The organism is Allobosea sp. RIT-PG3_2, assembly GCF_057321085.1.
The window spans coordinates 1-850 of sequence record NZ_JBXWCA010000028.1 but is presented as its reverse complement, the minus strand read 5'-3'; the positions used below and the strand labels follow the sequence as shown (position 1 = coordinate 850).

1 protein-coding gene is annotated in these 850 nt (G+C 64.2%); it reads left to right on the top strand.

Annotated features, from left to right (window positions below; all coding sequences use genetic code 11):
* Positions 1 to 131: 131 nt before the first annotated feature.
* Positions 132 to 533 (top strand): hypothetical protein, encoded by a 402-nt coding sequence (locus AC2FAN_RS27205; protein WP_485177072.1) that lies wholly within the window; start codon positions 132 to 134, stop codon positions 531 to 533.
* The last annotated feature ends 317 nt before the right edge of the window (positions 534 to 850 follow it).

Sequence of the window (850 nt, the reverse complement as noted above, 5' to 3'; positions counted from 1 at the left end):
ACATGTGAGACCTTGGGTGTCGGGTCGGCTTGGTGAGTGAAGAGAGTTACGGAGCCATTCGTAGAGTTGACGAGAGATTGATAGAGGCGTATACACTTCGTGCGGCTCATCCAGCACAAGGTGTTACGGCCATGGCTTTCAAGCTTCCTGAGTTTGGTAAACTGCAAGCTGCCCTCAAGGAGGCCGGCGTCGTGACCGGGTCTGCGAGAGGCTTCTGGGGTGGAGTGACCCCAGACGACGACATCGTCGTCACAGCATGGCTCGACCAGCACGAGGGTGAAGGGCGCTTCCCGATCCACCAGCCTCGGACGCGGCACGGCGGTCTTCTCGATATGTGGGAGATGGGCCGGATCGCGCCGAACGTCACCGTGCGACTGATCCTGCTTCGCTCGAAGGGCTTCGATTCAAAGGGCGGTCACATCTATCAGGCGGCTGGCCTGACGGCGGGGCGCTGGAAGATCACCAAGGTGTATGAGGATAGCGACGGCAAACACGCGATGGTCGAACCGGTCAGGGCCGATCAGGCAGCGTGAGCCCTACGGGCGGGCGTCGGGCCTGATCGCGGAGGTGCTGCTCGATGGCCCGTGCCATGACCTCATGTGCCGGCCAATCTGTCAGGGCTGTGCTCGTGCGCCGTGCCATGGCCCCGTGGCCCGGCACATCTGTCAGGGCTGTGCTCGTGCGCCGTGCCATGGCCCCGTGGCCCGGCACATCTGACAGGGCTGCGTTCGTGTGCCGTGCCATGGCCCCATGGCCCGGCACATCTGTCAGGGCTGTGCTCGTGCGCCGTGCCATGGCCCCATGGCCCGGCCAATCTGTCAGGGCTGTGCTCGTGCGCCGTGCCATGGCC